The sequence below is a fragment of the Streptacidiphilus sp. EB103A genome, assembly GCF_041261405.1.
Lineage (GTDB): Bacteria > Actinomycetota > Actinomycetes > Streptomycetales > Streptomycetaceae > Streptacidiphilus.
In genome coordinates this window covers 91488-109975 of sequence record NZ_JBGCAQ010000003.1, presented here as the reverse complement: position 1 = coordinate 109975, position 18488 = coordinate 91488, and the positions used below count along the sequence as shown (strand labels likewise).

The 18488-nt window shown below is 70.4% G+C and carries 20 protein-coding genes; 8 read left to right on the top strand and 12 right to left on the bottom strand.

Annotated elements, in window-relative coordinates:
- Positions 1–30 precede the first annotated feature (30 nt).
- The 4 genes from ABH941_RS05700 to coxB form a co-directional block, all read right to left on the bottom strand.
- Positions 31–1269 (bottom strand): Ig-like domain-containing protein, encoded by a 1239-nt coding sequence (locus ABH941_RS05700; protein ID WP_370127471.1) that lies wholly within the window; start codon positions 1267–1269, stop codon positions 31–33.
- A 176-nt stretch (positions 1270–1445) separates the two neighbouring features.
- Positions 1446–1844, bottom strand: a complete 399-nt coding sequence (locus ABH941_RS05695) for a cytochrome c oxidase subunit 4 (protein WP_134010247.1) — start codon at positions 1842–1844, stop codon at positions 1446–1448.
- The gene (ctaD, locus tag ABH941_RS05690) at positions 1841–3604 is read right to left on the bottom strand and encodes a cytochrome c oxidase subunit I (protein ID WP_370127470.1); all 1764 of its coding nucleotides are present in this window, start codon (positions 3602–3604) and stop codon (positions 1841–1843) included. Before ctaD ends, ABH941_RS05695 begins: the two co-directional genes overlap by 4 nt.
- Entirely contained in the window at positions 3601–4470 is an 870-nt protein-coding gene (coxB, locus tag ABH941_RS05685) for a cytochrome c oxidase subunit II (RefSeq protein ID WP_370127469.1), read from the bottom strand. The genes ctaD and coxB overlap by 4 nt, the downstream gene beginning before the upstream one ends.
- Before the next feature lie 337 nt (positions 4471–4807).
- On the opposite strand from coxB, the gene ABH941_RS05680 reads away from it, so the two are divergent.
- Positions 4808–6184, top strand: coding sequence for a cysteine desulfurase/sulfurtransferase TusA family protein (locus ABH941_RS05680; RefSeq protein ID WP_370127468.1), 1377 nt, complete (start codon positions 4808–4810; stop codon positions 6182–6184).
- 109 nt (positions 6185–6293) lie between these two features.
- Here ABH941_RS05680 and ABH941_RS05675 read toward each other — a convergent pair whose 3' ends face one another.
- On the bottom strand, positions 6294–7268 hold the full coding sequence (locus tag ABH941_RS05675) for a carbohydrate kinase family protein (protein ID WP_370127467.1): 975 nt from the start codon (positions 7266–7268) through the stop codon (positions 6294–6296).
- Between the two features lie 210 nt (positions 7269–7478).
- Between ABH941_RS05675 and ABH941_RS05670 the strand changes: the two genes are divergently transcribed.
- Positions 7479–7703: a hypothetical protein gene (locus ABH941_RS05670; RefSeq protein ID WP_370127466.1), complete on the top strand. Its 225-nt coding sequence runs from the start codon at positions 7479–7481 to the stop codon at positions 7701–7703.
- A 78-nt stretch (positions 7704–7781) separates the two neighbouring features.
- Here the strand turns inward: ABH941_RS05670 and ABH941_RS05665 are convergent, their stop codons facing one another.
- Positions 7782–8045 (bottom strand): hypothetical protein, encoded by a 264-nt coding sequence (locus tag ABH941_RS05665; RefSeq protein ID WP_370127465.1) that lies wholly within the window; start codon positions 8043–8045, stop codon positions 7782–7784.
- Between ABH941_RS05665 and ABH941_RS05660 the strand changes: the two genes are divergently transcribed.
- Entirely contained in the window at positions 8035–8349 is a 315-nt protein-coding gene (locus ABH941_RS05660) for a hypothetical protein (protein WP_370127464.1), read from the top strand. The genes ABH941_RS05665 and ABH941_RS05660 overlap by 11 nt on opposite strands.
- 73 nt (positions 8350–8422) lie before the next feature.
- On the opposite strand, the gene ABH941_RS05655 is transcribed toward ABH941_RS05660, so the two are convergent.
- Positions 8423–8776, bottom strand: coding sequence for an iron-sulfur cluster assembly accessory protein (locus ABH941_RS05655; RefSeq protein WP_030248533.1), 354 nt, complete (start codon positions 8774–8776; stop codon positions 8423–8425).
- A 189-nt stretch (positions 8777–8965) separates the two neighbouring features.
- Between ABH941_RS05655 and ABH941_RS05650 the strand changes: the two genes are divergently transcribed.
- Entirely contained in the window at positions 8966–9844 is an 879-nt protein-coding gene (locus tag ABH941_RS05650; protein WP_370127463.1) for a GNAT family N-acetyltransferase, read from the top strand.
- Positions 9845–9870: 26 nt separating this feature from the next.
- Here the strand turns inward: ABH941_RS05650 and ABH941_RS05645 are convergent, their stop codons facing one another.
- From ABH941_RS05645 to ABH941_RS05635, 3 genes are all read right to left on the bottom strand, one after another.
- Complete coding sequence (locus ABH941_RS05645; protein ID WP_370127462.1) at positions 9871–11238, bottom strand: aspartate aminotransferase family protein; 1368 nt, start codon at positions 11236–11238, stop codon at positions 9871–9873.
- 268 nt (positions 11239–11506) lie between these two features.
- Positions 11507–11965: an Lrp/AsnC family transcriptional regulator gene (locus ABH941_RS05640; RefSeq protein ID WP_370127461.1), complete on the bottom strand. Its 459-nt coding sequence runs from the start codon at positions 11963–11965 to the stop codon at positions 11507–11509.
- 31 nt (positions 11966–11996) lie between these two features.
- The gene (locus ABH941_RS05635) at positions 11997–13145 is read right to left on the bottom strand and encodes a low temperature requirement protein A (RefSeq protein WP_370127749.1); all 1149 of its coding nucleotides are present in this window, start codon (positions 13143–13145) and stop codon (positions 11997–11999) included.
- Positions 13146–13372: 227 nt separating this feature from the next.
- On the opposite strand from ABH941_RS05635, the gene nadA reads away from it, so the two are divergent.
- Entirely contained in the window at positions 13373–14551 is a 1179-nt protein-coding gene (gene nadA / locus ABH941_RS05630) for a quinolinate synthase NadA (protein WP_370127460.1), read from the top strand.
- Between the two features lie 60 nt (positions 14552–14611).
- Here nadA and ABH941_RS05625 read toward each other — a convergent pair whose 3' ends face one another.
- Both ABH941_RS05625 and ABH941_RS05620 read right to left on the bottom strand, forming a co-directional pair.
- On the bottom strand, positions 14612–14890 hold the full coding sequence (locus ABH941_RS05625; protein WP_134010227.1) for a hypothetical protein: 279 nt from the start codon (positions 14888–14890) through the stop codon (positions 14612–14614).
- Between the two features lie 11 nt (positions 14891–14901).
- Positions 14902–15672 carry a PspA/IM30 family protein gene (locus ABH941_RS05620; RefSeq protein WP_134011135.1) on the bottom strand — a complete coding sequence of 257 codons (771 nt, stop codon included), beginning with the start codon at positions 15670–15672 and terminating at the stop codon, positions 14902–14904.
- A gap of 276 nt (positions 15673–15948) precedes the next feature.
- Between ABH941_RS05620 and ABH941_RS05615 the strand changes: the two genes are divergently transcribed.
- From ABH941_RS05615 to ABH941_RS05605, 3 genes are read left to right on the top strand one after another with little or no spacing between them, the layout of a single operon-like run.
- Positions 15949–16545, top strand: a complete 597-nt coding sequence (locus ABH941_RS05615) for a DUF3043 domain-containing protein (RefSeq protein WP_370127459.1) — start codon at positions 15949–15951, stop codon at positions 16543–16545.
- Positions 16546–16571: 26 nt separating this feature from the next.
- Positions 16572–17393: a class I SAM-dependent methyltransferase gene (locus tag ABH941_RS05610; protein ID WP_370127458.1), complete on the top strand. Its 822-nt coding sequence runs from the start codon at positions 16572–16574 to the stop codon at positions 17391–17393.
- Between the two features lie 23 nt (positions 17394–17416).
- Positions 17417–18418: an aldo/keto reductase family protein gene (locus ABH941_RS05605; protein WP_370127457.1), complete on the top strand. Its 1002-nt coding sequence runs from the start codon at positions 17417–17419 to the stop codon at positions 18416–18418.
- The last annotated feature ends 70 nt before the right edge of the window (positions 18419–18488 follow it).

Here is an 18488-nt window from a genome sequence, read left to right as displayed (position 1 = left end):
GACCTGCTGAGGGCCCCTGCTGAGGGCCGGTCAGGCCTGGGGACGGAGGTACCCCACCGGCGTCGACACCGGCCCGGAGACAGCGCCGGTGCTGACCGGACGGCCCAGCGCGCTGCCCTTGAGCCAGTCGTCCCAGGACAGGTTCCAGTCGCCGAAGCCGTTGCTGAAGGTCTCCATCCGGTGGCCGTAGCTGTTGACCACCTGCACCACGTCGCCGCGCCGGACCGTGTCGTAGAACCAGTGCGCGTTCGCGGTGCTCATCCCGGTGCAGCCGTGGCTGACGTTGGCGATCCCCTGCTGGTCCACCGACCAGGGCGCCGCGTGGACGTACTCGCCGCTCCAGGTGACCCTGGTGTCCCAGTGCACGTCCTTGTGGTACGACTCCGAGCTGCCCGCCGGAATGCCGATGGTGCTGGAGTCCATCAGGACCACCGGCGTCTGCTCCAGCACCACCTTGAACCCGCTGCGGGTGGAGAAGCCCGGCTTGCCGGTGGTGATCGGCAGGGTCCGGATCACCTGGTCGTTGCGGTAGACGGTCATCTCGTCGCTGCCGGCGTCGGTGAGCGCGAAGAGCTTGTCCCCGGTGCTGAAGGAGATCCGGCTGGGGGCTCCGGCGTAGAGGCCGCCGCCGACCGGCCGGCCCTGCATGTCGAAGGCGGCGCTGACGACGGCGTGCGCGGGCCAGTAGGACTTGGGACGGAAGTGCAGGGTGCTGTCGTCCACCCAGTACCAGCCGCCCTGCACCGAGGGGGTGGAATCGACCGTCAGACCGCGCTCCACGGCCCTTCTGGCGTCCGGGTCGTGCACGGGGGTGCTCAGGGTCGCCGTGATCGGCTCCCCGACGCCGTAGACGGCCTTGTCGCCGGGCGTGAGCTTCATGGTCAGGGTCTTCGGCGCGGGACTGGTGGCGAACTCCTGGACGGTGGTTCCGCGCCCGCCGTCGCCGTTGTCGGCGCTGATCCGCACCGTGTACTGCTCCCCCGCGCTCAGCGGCCCGCTGGAGCGCCAGCTGCGGTCGTCGGCGGTGACCGCCCCGGCCAGCCTGCGCCCGTCGGCGGCGGTGACGACGACATCGGTGAGCTGCCCGCGGGCGGCCGTCACCAGCACCGGCAGGCTCGGATCCACGGTCCGCCCGCTCGGGCTGAGGCTGACCAGCCCGGCCGCGTCCACCGAGCTCTCGTGGCCCAGGCCACCGGAGCCGCCGCTGCACCCGCAGAGCAGCAACGGACCCGTCATCATCGCCGCTGCTGCCAGAAACCGAGCCCTCATGCCCTTGTCCTTCCGATGCGCCGATAGGCGACGTACCGTCACATCCTAGGAAGAATCACTGCATTACACCCACTCGCAGCGCCCCAACGAGTGACCTGGAAATAATGCAGCAGAAATAAATGCAGAAGGGGCGCCAGACCGTGGAAACGGTCTGCCGCCCCTTCAAGGGGAGGACCTCACTGCGTCTGGTTCTCGCCCCGGTAGTACTCGAACACCCAGCCGAAGATGCCGATCAGCAGGATGGGGGTGGAGAAGTACATCAGCCACCAGCCGAAGATGACACCACTGAACATCAGCGCCCCGCCGATGCCCAGCATCAGCGGCTGCCAGCTGTGCGGGCTGAAGAAGCCCTGGACGCCGGCGTCGTCGGACACCTCGGCCTGCGGGTTGTCCGAGGCGCCGGTGTCCACCCGCTTCGCGGTGAACAGCAGGTAGAAGGCGATGAACGCACCCAGCGCGAAGGCCATGAACAGCGCCGTGGTGCCGGTCGGGTCCTTGGACCAGATGCCGTACCAGATCGCGATGCCGAGGACGAAGACGGCGAAGCCAGCGAAGATCTTGCCCTGTTCCCTCATCGGTCACCCGCCTCCTTCTCGGTGTCGGCAGCGGCTGCCTCCAGTGCGGCGACCAGGTGCGGGGGCACCTCGCCGTGGTTCTCCAGGTAGTCCTGCGCCGCGATCTCCGGGTGGTGCAGGTCGAACGCCGGGGACTCGGAGCGGATCCGCGGCAGGGTGAGGAAGTTGTGCCGCGGCGGCGGGCAGGAGGTCGCCCACTCCAGCGAACGGCCGTAACCCCACGGGTCGTCGACGTCGACCTTCTCGCCGTACTTCGCGGTCTTCCAGACGTTGTAGAAGAACGGCAGCATCGAGGCGCCGAGGATGAACGACCCGATGGTGGAGATCAGGTTCAGCGTGGTGAAGCCGTCGGTGGGCAGGTAGGTCGCGTAACGACGCGGCATGCCCTCGGCGCCCAGCCAGTGCTGCACCAGGAAGGTGGTGTGGAAGCCGACGAACAGCATCCAGAAGGTGATCTTGCCCAGGCGCTCGTCCAGCATCTTGCCGGTCATCTTGGGCCACCAGAAGTGGAAGCCCGCGAACATCGCGAAGACGACCGTGCCGAACACCACGTAGTGGAAGTGCGCCACCACGAAGTAGGAGTCCGAGACGTGGAAGTCGATCGGCGGGGAGGCGAGCAGAACACCCGTCAGACCGCCGAAGAGGAAGGTCACCAGGAAACCGACGCTCCACAGCATCGGCGTCTCGAAGCTCAGCGAGCCCCGCCACATGGTGCCGATCCAGTTGAAGAACTTCACCCCGGTCGGGACCGCGATGAGGAACGTCATGAAGGAGAAGAACGGCAGCAGCACCGCGCCGGTGACGTACATGTGGTGGGCCCACACGGTGACCGAGAGGCCGGCGATGGCGATGGTCGCCGCGATGAGGCTCTGGTAGCCGAACATCGGCTTGCGCGAGAACACCGGGATGACCTCGGAGATGATCCCGAAGAACGGCAGCGCGATGATGTACACCTCTGGATGGCCGAAGAACCAGAAGAGGTGCTGCCACAGGATCGGCCCGCCGTTGGCGGGGTCGAAGACATGCGCACCGAACTTGCGGTCCGCCTCCAGCGCCAGCAGGGCCGCCGCGAGGACCGGGAAGGCCAGCAGCACCAGAACGGCGGTGAGCAGCACGTTCCAGCAGAAGATCGGCATCCGGAACATCGTCATGCCGGGGGCGCGCATGCAGATGATGGTGGTGATGAAGTTGACCGAGCCGAGGATGGTACCGAAGCCGGAGAGCGCCAGACCCATGATCCACATGTCGGCGCCGACACTCGGCGAGTGGATCGCGTCCGACAGCGGCGAGTAGGCGAACCAGCCGAAGTCGGCCGCGCCCTGCGGGGTGAGGAAGCCGCCCACCGCGATCAGCGAGCCGAAGAGGTACAGCCAGTACGCGAACATGTTCAGCCGCGGGAACGCCACGTCGGGCGCGCCGATCTGCAGCGGCATGATCCAGTTGGTGAAGCCGGCGAAGAGCGGGGTGGCGAACATCAGCAGCATGATCGTGCCGTGCATGGTGAACGCCTGGTTGAACTGCTCGTTCGTCAGGACCGAGCCGTTCGGCTGCGCCAGCTGCGCACGCATCGTCAGCGCCAGGATGCCGCCGATGATGAAGAACGCGAACGAGGTGACCAGGTACAGCGTGCCGATGGTCTTGTGGTCCGTGGTGGTCATCCACTTGATGACCTGGGTCCCGGACTTGCGCTCAAGCGCGCTCTTCCGGCCCACGGCGGTGGTCCCGCCGCTGAGACCCTGGGGTTCGTTGAGGATCGTCATTTGGCGTTGTCCGCTCCGGTGGTCGTGATGCCCGCGGGCACAAAGCCCTTCTGGCCCTTGGCGCGAAGCTCGGCGATGTGCGCGTCGTACTCCGCCGGGGTGACCACCTTGACGTTGAACAGCATCTGCGAGTGGTCGACACCGCAGAGCTCGGTGCACTTCCCGCGGAAGGTGCCGAGCGCGGTGGGAGTCACCTCGAACTTGTTCACGACACCGGGAATGACGTCCATCTTCATCAGGAAGTCGACCGGCCAGAAGCCGTGGATCACGTCACGCGAGGTGAGGTCGAACTCGACCTTCTCCCCCAGCGGAAGCCACAGCGTGGGCGGGGTTCCCGGCGTGCCGACGTCGTAGGCGCCACCGTCGTCACCGGCCACGTCGCCCTGGCTCTTGTTGGTGACGCTGTGGTTGTAGTTGAACGCCCAGCTCCACTGGAAACCGACGACGTTGACCGTGGTCGCCGGCGTCGGGGTCTTGAGGAGGTAGTCCTCGTCGCGCGCGGTGTAGAAGAAGAAGACCGACACCATGATCAGCGGGACCACGGTGAACAGCGCCTCGACCGGCATGTTGTACCGGAACTGCGGCGGCACCTCGATCTTGGAACGGCTGCGCCGGTGGAAGAACACGCTCCACAGGATCAGTCCCCAGACGAGAACACCGACCGCCAGCGCGGCGATCCACGAGCTCTGCCAGATGAAGAGGACGGTCTTGCCCTGCTCGTCACGCGGAGTGGGCAGGCCGAGCCGGGGCAGTTGCGAGGACGAGCAGCCAGTGGCGGTGGCAAGGACGAGGCCCAGCGTCAGCGCAGAGAGCAGCTTCCGCCGCATCGAGCGCCGCGGCGAGCGGTCGGAGCCGTTGGGACTCACGTAGCGCCTTCCCGAAGTCTCGCCCGCTCACGCGCCACCCGGGTAACTGTGGTCCCGGCGGCCCGGTCAGCGGGCAGGGTTTGGATGTTTATGCGGGCCAAACCCTACTCCAGGGCTGTCGGAGCTTCGCGGGCAGGTCCGGCTAACGCGCCGGTGCGGCCCCCGGATGGCCCCCGAACGGGTGGAATCCCTGGTCAGATGGGCACTTCGCACACCCTGGGACCGTTCCGGCGACGCACCGGAGGCGCCCGGCTGACACACCATAAGCGACCCGGACGATCACCCTGCGGACGGCCCCCTGACGTGCCGACAAGGACCCGCTCGCTACCGTGTGAAGGTGCCGTACTTCGACGCAGCCTCGACCGCCCCGCTGCACCCGCTCGCCCGGCAGGCGCTGCTGTCCGCGCTCGACGAGGGCTGGGCCGACCCGGCCAGGCTCTACCGGGACGGACGCCGGGCCAGGATGCTGCTGGACGCCGCCCGCGAGACCGTCGCCGCGGAACTCGGGGCCCGTACCGACGAAGTGGCGTTCACCACGTCGGGGACGCAGGCCAACCAGCTCGCGGTGCTGGGCGCGCTCGCCGGGAATCACCGGAACGGGCGACACCTGGTCCACTCCGCGGTCGAACACTCCTCCGTACTCCATGCGGCCGAGCGACATGAGGCGGACGGGGGAACCTCCTCCGCCGTCCCGGTGGACCGTCAGGGACGGGTCCACCCAGAGGCGTTCGCCGAGGCGCTGCGCCCCGGCACCGCGCTGGCCGCCCTGCAGTCGGCCAACCACGAGGTGGGAACGGTACAGCCGGTCGCCGAGGTCGCCGCGCTGTGCGCCGAGCGGGGGGTGCCGCTGCTGGTCGACGCCGCGCAGTCGGCCGGGCCGATGGGCGCGCCGGAGGGCTGGTCGCTGCTGACCGCCTCCGCGCACAAGTGGGGCGGACCAGCCGGGGTCGGCGTGCTGGCGGTCCGCAAGGGCGTCCGCTACCGCTCACCGCTGCCGGCCGACGACCGGGAGGCCGGGCGGGTGCCCGGCTATGTCAACGTCCCCGCGGTGATCGCAGCGGCGGTCGCGCTGCGGGCGGTCCGCCAGGAGGCGGCGGCGCTGAATGCCGTCCAGCACGCCAGGATCGCCCGACTGCGGGAGGCCCTGCCGGGCCTGGTCCCCGACCTGGCGGTGCTCGGCGCCCCCGAGGAGCGACTGCCCCACCTGCTGACCTTCTCCTGCCTCTACGTCGACGGAGAAGCGCTGCTGGGCGAACTGGACCGGGCCGGCTTCGCCGTCACCTCCGGCTCCTCCTGCACGTCCAGCACGCTGACGCCGAGCCATGTGCTGGCCGCGATGGGGGTTCTCACCGAGGGCAACATCCGGGTGTCCCTGCCGGGGGACTGCGTGGACGCCGACATCGACAGCTTCCTGGAGGTTCTCCCGGGGGCGGTCGCGGCGGTCCGCGCGACGCTCGACGCTCCGTCAGCAACCCCGTCGACGGACGAGCTGACCTTGGACACCCTGGGCCGCCGCTGTCCGATCCCGGTGATCGAGCTGGCCAAACACCTCGGCGACGTTCCGGTCGGCGGGCTCATCAGAGTGCTCTCCGACGACGAGGCCGCAGGGCTCGATATCCCGGCCTGGTGTGAGATGCGTTCTCAGGAGTACGTGGGGAGCGAACCCGCGGAGGGGCTGAACGCAGTCGCCTACCTGATCCGCCGTCTTTCCTGACCGCGCAGTTCCCCGCGCCCCTGCGGGTCTGCAACTGGCTCAGTTGCACATGCTAGGGGCGCGGGGAACTGCGCGAACATAAGCCACCCGCCGACGTGGAGCCGACCGCTCAACGCAAGTGGGTCCGCACCTCCGCCGCGGCTTCCTCCCCGTAGGCCACCGCGAAGCGCTCCAGGAAGTGTCCGCGCCGCAGCTCGTACTCCTGGGTGCCCACCGTCTCGATGACGAGGGTAGCCAGCATGGAGCCGATCTGCGCGCACCGCTCCAGCCCCAGCTCCCAGGTCAGCCCCGCCAGGAACCCCGCGCGGAACGCGTCGCCGACCCCGGTCGGGTCCGCCTTGACGTTCTCCGCGGGGCAGCCCACCAGCACCGGCGGCTCGCCCTTGCGGTCGATCCGGGCGCCCTTCGCGCCCAGCGTGGTGACCCGCACGCCCACCCGGTCCAGGATGTCCTCCTCGGACCAGCCGGTCTTGGTCTCGATCAGCGCCTTCTCGTACTCGTTGGAGAAGAGGTACGTCGCCCCGTCGACCAGGCTCCGGATGTCCTCCCCGTCGAGACGGGCCAACTGCTGCGAGGGGTCGGCCGCGAACGCGTACCCGCGGTCGCGGCACTCCTCGGTGTGCCGGACCATCGCCTCCGGGTCGTCCGCGCCGATCAGCACCAGGTCGAGGCTGCCGAGCCGCTCAGCGATCGGCCGCAGCTCGATGTTCCGGGCCTCGCTCATCGCGCCGGTGTAGAAGGACGCGATCTGGTTGTGGTCGGTGTCAGTCGTGCAGACGAACCGGGCCGTGTGCCGGGTCTCGGAGATCCGCACCGCGCTGGTGTCCACGTTGTGGCGGTCCAGCCACGAGCGGTACTCGGCGAAGTCGGCCCCGGCCGCGCCGACCAGGATCGGGCTGAGACCGAGCAGGCCCATCCCGAAGCAGATGTTGGGGCCGACCCCGCCCCGGCGCACGTCCAGGGTGTCGACCAGGAAGGAGAGCGACACGGTGTGCAACTGCTCCGCCATGAACTGCTCCGCGAAGCGTCCGGGGAAGGTCATCAGGTGGTCGGTGGCGATCGATCCGGTGACAGCGATGCGCACGGAAAGGCTCCTCGAAGCGGGACTGAACGGGACTGCACACAGGGCGCCGACAGTTGTCTGCCCCCGAACACCGTACCGGCCGCACCCTGCGTCACCTCACCGGTACTGGCCGGTTACCCTCTGGTAGGTCTGGAATGCGCTCTGTTCCCGATCTAGGGTCGGAGGTAGGCGGCGGGACCCTCGCCGCCGGAGCCGACCTCGGAGCGCGCCATGCTGCCCAGGAACAACCCGATCCAGGTCCCCGCCCACCTCCGCGGTGACGCCGACGCCGACACCCTCGCGGGTCTGGTGCACACCTCCCGCCGGATGGGTCTGTTCTGGCCGCTGGTGGCCACCACCGACAAGGCCGCCGCCGACCAGCCCGTGCACCCCGGCTTCAAGGTCAGCGCGCGTTCCGCCGCCCTGGTCCGGGACCTCTCCGACTTCGGCGACTGATCCGGCGGAACCTGTTCCGCACCTTCCCCGTCCCATCCTCGTTCAGCTATACGGGACAGCACGGGAGGCAGCAGTGACTCACAGGACGACTACCCGGACGACCGCGCGGACGGCGGCGGCACTCGCGGTGCTCGGGGCCGTCGCTCTCGGCAGCGCCACGGCCTGCGCTTCGGGCTCCGCGGTGAACGCCGGCAGCTCGGCGGCGCCCTCGACCTCGGCCTCCGTGGTCGTCACGGTGCCGTCAGCGAGCAGCGGGACCAGCATCCAGCCCGGCGGGCCGAACATCCCCGCCCCGTCGAGCTCCGGTTCCACGTCGACAGGTGCGAGGGCCGTGACGGCCACCGGCTACTCCACCTCCGGCACCACCCTCAGCGTGCACTTCTACGGCGGTATCTGCGAGAAGTACGGCCTGCACGCGGACGAGTCGGTGTCCGGAGTGGTCAGGGTGACCGTGGTGGTCACCCAGGGCCCCAAGCCGGGGCAGATGTGCGCGGCCGTGATGACCCCGCAGACGGTCAGCACCACCCTGGCCTCGCCGCTGGACGGCCGCGGTGTGGTGGACACCACCACCGGGAAGACCCTGCCGGTCACCGACCCGATGCCCAGTGACCGCGTCGTCACCCACGGCCCGACCAAGCCGAACTGATTCAGCTCACACAGCAGCGCCGCCCCCACCCGAACGGGTGGGGGCGGCGCTGCTGTGCCCGTGCGCGAAGCGACTAGCTGAAGGAGTCACCGCAGGCGCAGGAGCCGGTGGCGTTGGGGTTGTCGATCGTGAAGCCCTGCTTCTCGATGGTGTCGACGAAGTCGATGGAGGCGCCGCCGAGGTACGGAGCGCTCATCCGGTCGGTGACGACGCTCACGCCGCCGAAGTCCTTCACGACATCGCCGTCGAGCGAGCGCTCGTCGAAGAACAGCTGGTAGCGCAGGCCAGAGCAACCACCGGGCTGCACGGCGACGCGCAGCGCGAGGTCCTCGCGGCCCTCCTGCTCCAGCAGGCTCTTGACCTTGGCCGCGGCGGCATCGCTGAGGAGGATCCCGCTCTCGACGTTGGTCTCGTCCTGGACGGTCATCTGCATACTCCCGGGTTTTGACGACGTACTGCTGCTACCAGCGGCAAACCGGCGGCGCCCCCGAAGTATTCCGGGGAATGCGCCCAAGTGGTACCCCAAGTGGTAGGGGCACCTCCATGCTCGCACACCGCGCGGCGGACCCGGCCGGAACCGTCCCCTCCAGCGCCGATCCGGGGAGAGACTGGGGGCATGCTCCTGCGCCCGGTCCGTGACAGCGCCTCCGACGCCGCAGCCGTCCGTGCGGTGACCACCGCGGCCTTCGCCGGCCTGCAACGCAGCCTCGGCGAGGAGCCGAGAGAGCCGACACCGGCGCGTATCGCGCTCGACGACATCCGCGCCCGGCATCTCGCCGTCACCGATCCCGGCGGCTGCTGGCTCGCCGAGGAGGACGGCAGGCCGATCGGCACCGCGCTGGCCCTGCGCCGCGAGGGCCTGTGGGGGCTGTCGCTGTTCTGCGTGGTCCCGGAGGCGCAGGGCAAGGGGGTGGGACGGCTGCTGCTGGACCATGCCGTCGCCTACGGCCGGGGGTGCCTGCGCGGCGTCATCGCCGTCTCCCGCGATCCACGGGCCGCCCGCCGCTACCAGGCGGCGGGGTTCAAATTGCACCCGACGATGGAGCTGACCGGCCAGGTCGACCGGACCGCGCTGCCCGACCCCGGCGGCATCCCGGTGCACCTGGGCGACGCCTCGCACCTGGCGCTGCTGGACTCGGTGGACCGCCGCACCAGGGGCGGGGCGCACGGCCCGGACCACCCGGTGCTGCTGCGCACCAGCGACGAACTGCTGGTCGTCGACACCCTCAGCGGCAGCGGCTACTGCTACCGCAGGGAGGGGCGGATCGTGCTGCTCGCGGCGACCTCGCGCCGCCTCGCCTCGCGGCTGCTGATCGAGGCGCTGGCCCGGATCCCGGCCGGGACCGAGGCGCGGATCGCCAACGCCACCGCCGAGCAGGACTGGGCCGTGGCCGTCGGCCTGGCCGGCGGCCTCACCCTGCACAACCGCGGCTATCTCGCCCTGCGGGGAATGCGCCCGCCGGCCCCGTACCTGCCGTCGGGCGCCTACCTCTGACGCGACCGCCCGTCACCGGGAGCCGGTCAGCCCATGGTGTCCAGCATCTCCCTGACCATCGCCATGGTGGTGCCGGGGTGCAGGAAGGCGAACCGGGAGACCACCTCGCCCTCCCAGCCGGTCGGTGTGACGAAGCCCACCTGGTCCGCGAGCAGCCGCTCGGACCAGGCGTAGTAGTCGGCGGCCTGCCAGCCCCGGCGCCGGTAGACCAGGCAGGAGAGCTCGGGCTCGCGGACGACCTCCAGGTGCGGGTACTCGGCGCGGATCAGCGCGGCGGTGTCCCTGGCCAGCGCGATGCCGGTCTCGATCGCCTCGCTGTAGGCGTCGGTGCCGTGCACCGCGAGCGAGAACCACAGCGGCAGGCCGCGGGCCCTGCGGGTGAGGTGGTAGGCGTAGTCGGTGGGGTTCCACTCCTGCTCGTGGTCGCCGGTGTGCAGCACGTCCAGGTAGGAGGCGTCCTGGGTGTGCACGGCCTTGGCCGGGCGCGGGTCGCGGTAGATCAGCGCCGCGCAGTCGAACGGCGCGAACAGCCACTTGTGCGGGTCCACCACGAAGGAGTCGGCGTGCTCGATGCCGTCGTACTTGGCCCGGACCGACGGGGCGAAGAGGCCGGCCCCGCCATAGGCGCCGTCGACGTGGAACCAGAGGTCGTACGCGCGGGCCACCTCGGCGAGTCCGGCCAGGTCGTCGACGATTCCGGCGTTGGTGGTGCCGGCCGTGCCGACCACGGCGATGACCGACGCCGGGTCGTCGTCGGCGGCGAGGGCCGCGCGCAGCGCGGCACCGGTGAGGCGGTGGTCGGCGGTCGGCACCACCAGCTTCTCCACGCCGATGATGTTGAGCGTGTTGGTGACCGAGGAGTGGGTCTGGTCACTGACGGCGACCCGCAGCCGGGCGCCTACGCCGACCCCGAGCCGGCGCCTGGCCGTGTCCCGGGCCACCACCAGGGCCGACAGATTCCCGGCCGAACCGCCGGAGACGAAGCAGCCGCCGGCCGACGCGGGCAGCCCGGCCCGGTCGGAGATCAGCCGCAGCACCTGGTTCTCGGCGGCGATCGCGCCCGCGGCCTCCAGCCAGGAGATGCCCTGCAGCGAGGCGCAGGAGACCACCATGTCGAACAGCAGCGCGGCCTTGGTGGGCGCACAGGGAATGAATGACAGATAACGGGGACTGTCAGCTGAGATCACGGCGCGCGACAGCTCGTGGTCGTAGAGCTTCAGCACATCCGCAGGATCGTTTCCGCCAGGGCTCAGCAGCCCGTCCAGCACCGTACCGAGCCGCTCGCCGTCACCCGGGTGGTCCAGCGGCACCGGGTCGTACTGCAGCCGCTCCCGCATGTAGTCGAAGACCAGGTCGACCGTCCTGGCGTCGTACCGGTGCATGCGCTGCGTCACGGGAGGGTCCTCTCAGGGCGGGCTCAGGTCGTGACCAACCCTAGGCAGCGGCAGTCCCACCCGGCATGTCGGAACCCACCGCCCCACGCAGCATTCCTGCGCGTCCGCGCCCCACCGCGCAGGAAGCCCGCGGCACCTGCCTGGCTTGTCGCGCAGTTCCCCGCGCCCCTGGGGGGTGCAACTTACCCTCAGCGGTCAGTTGCAGCCCCATTAGGGGCACGGGGCTGTGTTGAATTAACTGCGTGCGCGACAAGCCACCTACGGCGGGTCAGCCGATCAGCCGGCTGAGCACCACCTGGCTGCGGCTCCGCTGCACCCCGCGCTCCCGGCGGATCCGCTCGATCACCGCCTCCAGGTGCCCCGTGTCCGCCGCGCGGAGGTGCACCAGCGCATCGGCGTCCCCGGTGACCGTCCAGGCGGCGACCACCTCGGGGAACTGCCGCAATGAGGCCAGGATCTCCTCCGGGGAGGTCCGCTCCCGGCAGTAGACCTCGACGAAGGCCTCGGTGCGCCATTCCAGCGAGCTCGGGTCCAGCACCACGGTGAAGCCGCGGACCACCCCGCGCTCCCGGAGCCGGTCCACCCGCCGCTTGACGGCCGTCGCGGACAGGTTGACCAGCAGCCCGATCTCCGCGTAGCTGGCGCGCCCGTCCCGGCTCAGCACTTCCAGGACCTTGCGGTCGGTCTCGTCCAGGCGGGCGGCGGCGGTGTTCAGCGGTGCGGGCACGCGTACAGGATTAGCACACCAGCGGCCGGACTCAACCCGCCTGCCCGGCCCCGGCTTCCCGCAGGTGGAGCAGGACGCCGGCCGCAGTCGTGGCCGCGCAGACCACCCCGGCCGCCAGCACCGCCGCGGCGCCGCCGAGGAAGGTGGCCGCCAGCACCGCCAGCGCCCCGACCGGCAGCAGCAGCATCTGGGCCGCGCCGTGCTTGCTGTGCCGGGAGTGGATCACCCACACGGTGAACAGGAAGAGCGCGGTCGGCCCGGTCACCACCGCGGCGGCCCCGGTCGCCGAGAGGTGCGACGCGCCGACGGCGTGCTCGACCGCCACTTCGAGACCGGCCCCGATCCCGGCCGCGCTGAGGAACACGACGTAGTGGCCGTAGCCCCAGACGAACGCCTGCCGGTTGGACCGGAGATAGCCGTGGATCGGCCGGGCGAAGTAGATCCACCAGGCCGAGAAGCAGATCAGCAGGCCGCCGGCGGCGATCGGCAGCACCTTCCCGAGGTCGTCGTGCCCGTTCACCCCGGACTGCACCGCGACGGTGGCCGCCGAGACCGTCTCGCCCAGCACGATCAGGGTGAACAGGCCGTAGCGCTCGGAGATGTGCTCCGGGTGCCAGGTGGTCGGGTACCGCCGCTCGGCGAACAGCGGGACCAGCATCTCCAGCACGACGACCGGGAGCACCGCCCAGACCTGCACCCGGTGCGGCAGGAAGACCGCCACCACCCAGAGGCTCTGGCAGAGCGCGACACCGCCGGCGTAGCGCAGCGCCATCGACCGTTCGGGGCCGCTCGACGCCGAGGCCACCCGCAGCCACTGGGTGATCATCACCGTCCGCATCACCACGAAGCCGAGTACGGCGACCGCGATCCGGCTCTCGAACATCCGGGGCACCCCGGCCGCGAACACCAGCGCGCCGGTGATCTGGACGAAGGTCGCCACCCGGTAGGCGACGTCGTCGTTGTCGTAGGCCGAGGCGAACCAGGTGAAGTTCATCCAGGCCCACCAGATCCCGAAGAACACCAGCAGGTAGTGCGGCAGCGCGTTCCAGCCGTGTCCCGCCGCGACGGCATGGGCCAGCTGTGAGCCCGCCTGGGCCACCGCGACCACGAAGCAGAGGTCGAAGAAGCACTCCAGCGGGGTGGACGCCCGGTGCTCCTCGGTGCGCTCCCTGCGCACCATCCGCTGCACTCCCGCACCGACGCCGGTCGACCTGACGCTCACCTACGCATACCCTTCCCCTGGCTCTCCGATGGCCCCCACCTGCGACCCTCGCACAGAGCGGTGTACGTCACACTCCCACAGCGCCCGTCGTCACCGTGGCGCAAGCGCGTTATGATAGATAACGTCAGAAAGACGAAAAGGGTGGGGCGACCGCTGCCCCTCCCCCACAGGAGGGCAGTCCGCCCGTGACCACCACCGGTAGTACGTACCAAGAGCCCGCGCCCACCCCGCTGGCCCTGCTGCTGCTCGGCCGCGAGGCCGACACCGCCAGCGAGCGCGGCGTCGACTGCCCCGGCGACCTCCCCGCCGCCTCCGACCCCGACCTGGTCGCCCGCGCCCGGGCCGCCAAGGCCGCCCTCGGCGACCGGGTGTTCATCCTCGGCCACCACTACCAGCGCGACGAGGTCATCGAGTTCGCCGACGTCACCGGCGACTCCTTCAAGCTGGCCCGCGACGCCGCGAACAAGCCCGAGGCCGAGTACATCGTCTTCTGCGGCGTGCACTTCATGGCCGAGAGCGCCGACATCCTCACCAGCGCCGCCCAGCAGGTCATCCTCCCGGACCTGGCGGCCGGCTGCTCCATGGCCGACATGGCCACCGCCGAGCAGGTCGCCGAGTGCTGGGACGTGCTCACCGACGCGGGCATCGCCGACACCGTCGTCCCGGTCGCCTACATGAACTCCTCCGCCGACATCAAGGCCTTCACCGGTCGGAACGGCGGCACCATCTGCACCTCGTCCAACGCCAAGCGGGCCCTGGAGTGGGCCTTCGAGCAGGGAGAGAAGGTGCTGTTCCTGCCGGACCAGCACCTGGGCCGCAACACCGCCGTGCGCGAGCTGGGCTTCAGCCCCGACGACTGCGTCGTCTACAACCCGCACAAGCCGGGCGGCGGGCTCACCCCCGAGCAGCTGCGGGCGGCGAAGATGATCCTCTGGCGCGGCCACTGCTCGGTCCACGGCCGCTTCTCGCTGGACTCGGTGAACGAGGTCCGCGAGCGCGTCCCCGGGGTCACCGTGCTGGTGCACCCCGAGTGCAAGCACGAGGTCGTCGAGGCCGCCGACCTGGTGGGCTCGACCGAGTACATCATCAGGGCCCTGGACGCCGCCGAGCCCGGCAGCAAGTGGGCCGTCGGCACCGAACTGAACCTGGTCCGCCGGCTGGCCAAGGCGCACCCGGACAAGGAGGTGGTGTTCCTGGACCGCACCGTCTGCTTCTGCTCGACGATGAACCGGATCGACCTGCCGCACCTGGTCTGGACCCTGGAGTCGCTGGTCGAGGGCCGGGTCCCCAATGTGATCACGGTCGACCCGGAGACCGAGAAGCACGCCAAGGCGGCACTGGACCAGATGCTGGCCCTGCCGTAACCCCACATCACAACGCAGGAGGGGCACCCCGACCGGGGTGCCCCTCCTGCTATGTGCCTGTTACCCGGGGATGAGCCCGTCGTCGTGCAGCAGTGCCTTGACCTCTTCGACGGTGGCGTCCTCGAACGGCAGGGTGGCGTCCGAGGGGACCAGGACGTCGTCCGCGACCGGCGTGCCGGCGGCGCGGACGGCGGCGAGCAGGGCGGCCAGGCTGACCTTGAAGTCGGCCCGGTCGACCGTGTCGAGAGCGGCGAGCACGGCGTTGTCCAGCTCGTTGAGCCGGTCCACCAGGCTGTCCGGGACCTCGAACTGGCCCTCCCCCATGATCCTGACGATCATGAGACTCTCCCTTACTTGTCGAAGCGCGGCTGGTCCTGAGGCGTGGCCGGCTTCTGCCCCTGCTCGATGGCGGGGGTCGGCTCGGCACTGCCGCCGGACAGCTCGGCCTTCATCCTGGCGAGCTCCAGCTCGACATCCGAACCGCTGGACATCCGCTCCAGCTCGGCCGTGATGTCGTCCTTGCGCATCCCGGTCGGGTCGTCGAGCGCGCCCGAGGCGAGCAGCTCGTCGATCGCTCCGGCCCGCGCCTGCATCTGCGCCGTCTTGTCCTCGGCCCGCTGGATCGCCAGGCCGACGTCGCCCATCTCCTCCGAGATACCGGAGAAGGACTCGGCGATACGGGTCTGCGCCTGCGCGGCCGTGTAGGTGGCCTTGATGGTCTCCTTCTTGGTCCTGAAGGCGTCGACCTTGGACTGCAGCCGCTGGGAGGCGAGCGTGAGCTTCTCCTCCTCGCCCTGCAGGGCCTGGTACTGCGTCTCCAGGTCGGCGACCTGCTGCTGGATCCCGGAACGGCGGGTGAGCGCCTCACGGGCCAGGTCCTCGCGACCGAGGGAGAGCGCCTTGCGGCCCTGCTCCTCCAGCGTGGAGGACTGCTTCTGGAGCTGCTGGAGCTGGAGCTCCAGGCGCTTGCGGGACGTCGCCACATCCGCCACCCCACGACGCACCTTCTGCAGCAGTTCGAGCTGCTTCTGGTACGAGTAGTCGAGTGTCTCCCGTGGGTCCTCCGCACGGTCCAAGGCCTTGTTGGCCTTGGCGCGGAAGATCATCGACATCCGCCTCATAATTCCGTCGCTCATGGGCCTCGCGCGCCCCCTTCTCCGGCCTGCCGGTTCTCGTACCCAAGACTACGGGGCGCGGGGCGTTCACCGCAGCGCACCGGCCTGCAACAAGAGTGCTACAGCAACACCGAAGCGGCGTCATCCGTGCGAGGGATACCGCCAGGTGTCGCCTCGACCGCAGGCAGGAGCAGGGTCCCGGAGGCGGCACGGGGGCCGTCGCGGCAGCGGACTGCCCAGCAGGGCTAGGGATTACACCGGCTGACCACGTACTCTTACCCTGTGTTCCGACGAAGCTCCCAGGATGCCCCCGCCGACGCCGTCACGCTCGAGAAGTCTGACGCCGCCGACCGCCCCGACGCGCAAGCGCCCAAGGGCCGCCCCACGCCCAAGCGCAGTGAGGCCGAGGCCAACCGCCGCGGCCGCGCCTATGTGCCCAAGGACCGCAAGGAGGCCGCCAAGGACGCCCGCAGCCGCGACCGCTCCGCCCGCGAGCGGCAGCGCGCCGCGCTGCTGAACGGCGACGAGTCGGCGCTGCCGCCCCGCGACAAGGGCCCGGTGCGGCGCTTCGCCCGCGACTACGTGGACTCCCGGATGACGGCGGCGGAGTGGTTCCTGCCGTTCGCCGTGATCATCCTGCTGCTCAGTGTGATGCGCAGCCCCGCGCTGACCGCGATCTCGCTGGTGCTCTGGGTGCTCATCATCGGGCTGATCGTGGTGCACTCCTTCATCCTCTCGTTCGGTCTGCGCAAGCAGCTCGCCACGCGCTTCCCGGAGAAGAACACCAAGGGCGCGGTGCCGTACGCGCTGATGCGCACCCTGCAGATGCGCCGGCTGCGGCTGCCCAAGCCCCAGGTCAAGCGAGGGCAGAAGCCCTGATCGAGGCCTATGCCCACCGGGGCCGCATGCCCGAGCAGCGGCAGGCCGGCTTTGACGGTGGCGCCGAGTCCTGGCTGGCCGGGCTGGCCGGGCTGCGGAACATCGTGCGCCAGGAACTGGTCGCCAGGCAGCTGGCCGAGCAGATCACCGAGCACTTCTTCGGCAACGGCGCCGCCGAGGCACGGCCGCTGCGGGTGCTGGACGTCGGCTGCGGCCAGGCCACCCAGGTGGTGCGCCTCGCCCGGGCCGGCCACCTGGTCACCGGGCTCGACCCGGACGCGGTGACGCTGGGGGCCGCCCAGAACGCCATCGGCGCCGAGCCGCACCAGGTGCAGCAGCGGATCAGCCTGCTGACCGGCGAGGGCGGCGACTGCGGTCGCTGGTTCGGCCCCGGCACCTTCGACGTGGTGCTCTGCCACGGGGTGCTGATGTACATGCCCGAGGCGGAGCCGATGCTGGCCTCGCTGGCCCGGGTGCTCGCTCCGGGCGGCATGCTGTCCGTGGTGGTCCGCAACGGTGACGCGCTGGCCATGCGGCCCGGCTGCGCCGGGGACTGGGGCGGGGCGATCGAGGCCTTCGGCACCGACAGGTACACCAACCGCCTCGGCCTGGCCACCCGCGCCGACCGGCTGGAGCCGCTGACCCGGACCCTGTCCGAGATCGTGGTCCCGCTGCGCCGCTGGTACGGCGTGCGGGTGTTCACCGACCAGACGCCCGACCATGTCGGCCCGCCGGTCGACGGGCGGCAGCTGGCCCAGCTGCTGGACGCCGAGGAGCGGGCCGGGCGCACCGACCCCTACCGCTCCGTGGCGGCGTTGCTCCATCTGGTGGGTACCCGACCCGGTTGATCACCGGGGGTAGGGTCAGCCGCATGGAGTTTCGTCATCTCGGCCGCAGCGGCCTGATCATCAGTGAGATCGCCTACGGCAACTGGCTCACCCACGGCTCCCAGGTGGAGGAGGACGCGGCCGTCGCCTGCGTCCGGGCCGCCCTGGACACCGGGATCACCACCTTCGACACCGCCGACGTCTACGCCGAGACCCGGGCCGAGGCCGTCCTCGGCCGGGCGCTGAAGGGCGAGCGGCGCGAGGGCCTGGAGATCCTCACCAAGGTCTACTGGCCGACCGGTCCCGGCCGCAACGACCGCGGCCTGGGCCGCAAGCACATCATGGAGTCGATCAACGGCTCGCTCCGCCGCCTGCAGACCGACTACGTCGACCTCTACCAGACCCACCGCTACGACACCAGCACCCCGCTGGAGGAGACCATGACGGCCTTCGCCGACGTGGTGCGCTCGGGCAAGGCCCACTACATCGGCGTGTCCGAGTGGACCGCCGAGCAGATCCGCGCGGCGCACGCGCTGGCCCAGGAGCTGCGGATCCCGCTGGTCTCCAACCAGCCGCAGTACTCCGCGCTGTGGCGGGTCATCGAGGCCGAGGTCGTCCCCGCCTGCACCGAGCTGGGCCTGGGTCAGATCGTCTTCTCGCCCATCGCCCAGGGCGTGCTGACGGGCAAGTACCTGCCCGGGCGGCCGGTTCCCGAGGGCTCGCGCGCCACCGACGCCAACGGCTCCAACTTCGTCACCCGCTACCTCAGGGACGACGTGCTGGAGCGGGTGCAGCAGCTCCGCCCGCTGGCGGAGGAGGCCGGGCTCTCGCTGGCCCAGCTGTCGGTCGCCTGGGTGCTGCAGAACCCGAATGTGTCCGCGGCGATCATCGGGGCCTCCCGTCCGGAGCAGGTCACCGAGAACGTCAGGGCCGCCGGGGTGAAGCTGGACGCCGAACTGCTGAAGCGGATGGACGCCGTGCTGGCCCCGGTCGCCGAGTTCGACCCGGCGCGGACCGCGGCGAACTCGCCCAAGTCCCGTCCCTGACCGACACCGCCTCTGACGCCGCCTGTGACGTCACCGTGTCCGCCTGGCCCCGAGCAGCCGGGCGGACGCG